Origin of the sequence: Xanthovirga aplysinae (genome assembly GCF_009711365.1) — a bacterium.
Classification (GTDB): domain Bacteria; phylum Bacteroidota; class Bacteroidia; order Cytophagales; family Cyclobacteriaceae; genus Xanthovirga; species Xanthovirga aplysinae.
In genome coordinates, this window is sequence record NZ_SMMB01000729.1 from 1 (window position 1) to 3,544 (window position 3,544).

The following is a 3,544-nucleotide window of genomic DNA, read 5'->3' on the forward strand; positions in this document are numbered from 1 at the left end:
ATTAAAAGTATACATCTTCAGGTAAATGGAAAAAAAATAAATCGGGATTTAACTGTCTCCATTGGAGATGAAAACAATATATAATAGTTTAATCATTTAAATCAACCTATAAAATTAAATTTCAATGTCATTAGTAGGAAAAAAAGCGCCTTTATTTAGCGCTCCAGCCGTTATCAATGGAGAAGAAATTGTTGATAACTTCTCTTTAGAGCAATTCTTAGGTAAAAAAGAAGTGATTTTTTTCTTTTATCCTAAAGACTTCACTTTTGTTTGCCCAACAGAGATTCTTGCTTTTCAGGAAAAATTGGCAGAATTTGAAAAAAGAAATGTAGCCGTTGTAGCTATTTCATGCGATACTGAAGAAACTCATTTAGCTTGGTTGTCAACAGCCAAAGATCAAGGTGGAATTGAAGGTGTAACATATCCAATCGTTGCCGACACTTCAAAAACAATCGCCAACAACTTTGGTGTATTAGCAGGTGATTGGAATTATGATGAATCAAATAACTTGATTTTTGAAGGAACTCCTGTAGCTTACCGAGGCACTTTCTTAATTGATAAAGAAGGTGTTGTAAGACATGAAACCATTAATGATCTTCCTTTAGGTAGAAATATTGATGAAATGATCCGTTTAGTGGATGCCCTTCACCATGTTGAAAAGCACGGAGAAGTTTGTCCGGCAAACTGGGAAGAAGGTAAAGATGCTATGAAGGCAACAAAAGAAGGTGTAGCTGATTACTTATCAACACACTAAAATTTCAGAAATTTGAAAAATACCAAAAACCCTCTGGAACTCCAGAGGGTTTTTTATTTCCCAGCATGGTTATCTACAAAAGATTTCTTTATGAAAAATATAACAGAAGCTTCTATCTTTACAAATTCATAAAATGAAAAGGCCGTAAGATCCGATTGTAATGTTGCTATTTTATAACTTTTTTATCTTCCTGTATGGGTTACTCCTTAGCATAGCCGCTCGTTTTAAAATAAAGGCTCATCGAATTGTTGAGGGAAGAAAAAATACTTTTCCCTATTTAGAAACTGTACTCAAAGAAAATAAAAGCCCCATTGTATGGTTTCATTGCGCTTCATTGGGTGAATTTGAACAGGGAAGACCAGTAATTGAAGCCTTTCGAAAAGCATTTCCCGATTATAAGATTCTACTTACCTTTTTTTCATCTTCGGGTTATGAGGTTAGAAAGAACTATGATAAAGCTGATTATATCTGTTATTTACCTGCAGACACTCCAACCTATGCCAAAAAATTTGTTGAGCTGGTTCAGCCAGAAATGGCTTATTTTGTAAAATATGAATTCTGGTACCATTTTATTAAAGAACTAAAACTTAACCACATTCCTGCAATTTCCATTTCAGCTATTTTCAGAAAAGAACAGCATTTTTTTAAATGGTATGGAAGTTTTGCCCGTAAAACGCTAAGAAATTTCACTTATATCTTTGTACAAGACTTACAATCCAAAGCCCTTTTAAATACTATTGGATTAGAGGAAATCCAAGTAAGTGGAGATACCCGTTTCGATCAAGTACATGATATCTGTAGCCATCCACAACATTTCCCACTAATTAAAGCATTTAAGGATGATAAAAAATTACTGATTGTGGGAAGCAGTTGGCCTGAAGACATTGAGGCACTTATTCCTTTGATCAATAATCACGATAAAAACCTTCGTTTTATAATCGCCCCTCATGAAATTAATGAGAACGGCCTCCAAAAATTAGAACAAAAAATTAATAAAGGTAGTATTCGTTATTCTAGAGCAGCCAAGGAAACCATTTCAAATTATCAGGTGCTTATTATTGACAATATCGGCATGTTATCTTCATTATACCAATACGGGGAGTTTGCCTACATAGGGGGAGGTTTTGGGACTGGAGTGCATAATATATTAGAAGCTGCCACTTTCGGATTACCGGTGTTTTTTGGAAATAAAAATTATAAAAAATTCCGTGAAGCCAATGAACTTATAGCGTTAAAGGCAGCCTTTTCGGTAGCCGATAGCCACGAGTTCCTGTCCAAATTTTATCAATTATTTCAGGATAAGGAACAATGGCAACAGGCTTCTCAAATTGCAGCAGAATATATTCAGAAAAATAGAGGAGCCACTAAAAAGATAATGAACTATAGCATTGCTTTTCTCAACAAAGCAAAAACCGCTTAGAGTTTGTCAAAATCTTTTAAGTATTTTTTAAGGGAAAGTTAGTAGAGGATTTAAATATTTATGGAAGGAATTGTCATCAAGTCGACAGGTTCATGGTATGAAGTAAGGGATCAAAACCATAAGGTGGTTTCCTGTCGACTTCGGGGAAAATTTAAATTGCATGGCATGAAAGTCACCAACCCCATTGCTGTTGGTGACCAGGTGGAGTTTGAAATGGAAGCAGAAGAAAAAGGAATCATCATAGGGATTCGTGACCGTCATAATTATATCATAAGAAAATCTACCCGAAAAAAGCATCATGCCCATATAATTGCGGCCAATATAGATCAGGCGGTTTTATTGGCTACTTTAGTCTTTCCTCGAACTTCTTTAGGTTTTATTGATCGTTTTTTAGTTTCAGCAGAATCTTTCCGAATTCCCTCAGTAATTGTATTTAACAAAGCTGACCTGTTGGATGATGAAATGCACTCCTATCAGCAAGAACTTGCCCAAATGTATGAATCCTTAGGATACCCTTGTTTACTTATTTCGGCCTTGGAGGAAGAAGGAATTGAAAAGTTCAGAAACTTATTGAATGGTAAAACTACTCTTCTTTCAGGGCATTCAGGAGTTGGAAAATCTACTTTAATCAACAAAATTATTAGTGAAATAGATTTAAAAACTTCTGAAGTATCCACCTATGCCAATAAAGGCGTGCATACCACCACTTTTGCCGAAATGTTTGAAGTAACTGAGAAGGTATCCGAAAAAACGTTTATTATAGATACCCCTGGAATTAAAGAATTAGGCTTGATGGACATTGGTGATGAAGAAGTAAGCCACTATTTTCCAGAATTGCGTGAACTATTGGGGCATTGCCGGTACAACAATTGTACGCATACCCACGAACCAGGATGTGCTATTCTGCAAGCTATCGAAGAAGGTAAAATCTACCCTAGTCGTTATGAAAATTATTTGGGAATGCTGGGAGAAGAAGATAATAGAAGGTGATTTTTTGTCTAAACTGAATAATAAAAAATTGTGGAGATACTGGATTTTTTCTTCCCCAAAGTTTTAGACCTTTATAGTTTTAAAACTTTCCCTTAATGACTTTATCTCATAAAATCCTATCTTCCTCTAACTTTATAAAAACTAATCAAAGATTGAAGAAAAACTAAGCGAATCTTAAATTTCACCAAGAAAGAATACCCCCCTTTTTCTACAACTGATATAGGAAGTTGATCCAAAAGATTTATAAATTTTTTAGCCACTTCAAAATTCCCACTAAAAATGGCCTGTCTTAATTCGTATCGTGTGCGAATCAAAAGTGCTTGATCCTCCTTTTTATTCCGATTAAGCGAAAAAATCTTTTCACATACTTTAAAGGTGGA

Annotated in this window: 3 protein-coding genes and 1 pseudogene; 3 read left to right on the plus strand and 1 reads right to left on the minus strand. The window is 34.8% G+C overall.

What is annotated here, in order from left to right; genetic code table 11:
* Positions 1-124: 124 nt before the first annotated feature.
* The 3 genes from E1171_RS04730 to rsgA all read left to right on the plus strand — a co-directional run bounded on the left by E1171_RS04730 (position 125) and on the right by rsgA (position 3,164).
* The gene (locus E1171_RS04730; RefSeq protein WP_155204604.1) at positions 125-754 is read left to right on the plus strand and encodes a peroxiredoxin; all 630 of its coding nucleotides are present in this window, start codon (positions 125-127) and stop codon (positions 752-754) included.
* A 160-nt stretch (positions 755-914) separates the two neighbouring features.
* Entirely contained in the window at positions 915-2,174 is a 1,260-nt protein-coding gene (locus E1171_RS04735; protein WP_155204606.1) for a 3-deoxy-D-manno-octulosonic acid transferase, read from the plus strand.
* Between the two features lie 60 nt (positions 2,175-2,234).
* Positions 2,235-3,164, plus strand: coding sequence for a ribosome small subunit-dependent GTPase A (gene rsgA, locus E1171_RS04740; RefSeq protein WP_155204608.1), 930 nt, complete (start codon positions 2,235-2,237; stop codon positions 3,162-3,164).
* Between the two features lie 116 nt (positions 3,165-3,280).
* Here the strand turns inward: rsgA and E1171_RS24205 are convergent.
* Positions 3,281-3,544 (minus strand): annotated as a pseudogene (locus tag E1171_RS24205) (hypothetical protein); the annotation flags it as partial.

Coding starts and splice junctions, on each gene's coding strand:
- E1171_RS04730 (WP_155204604.1), top strand. CDS start 125: ATGTCATTAGTAGGAAAAAAAGCGCCTTTATTTAGCGCTCCAGCCGTT.
- rsgA (WP_155204608.1), top strand. CDS start 2,235: ATGGAAGGAATTGTCATCAAGTCGACAGGTTCATGGTATGAAGTAAGG.
- E1171_RS04735 (WP_155204606.1), top strand. CDS start 915: ATGTTGCTATTTTATAACTTTTTTATCTTCCTGTATGGGTTACTCCTT.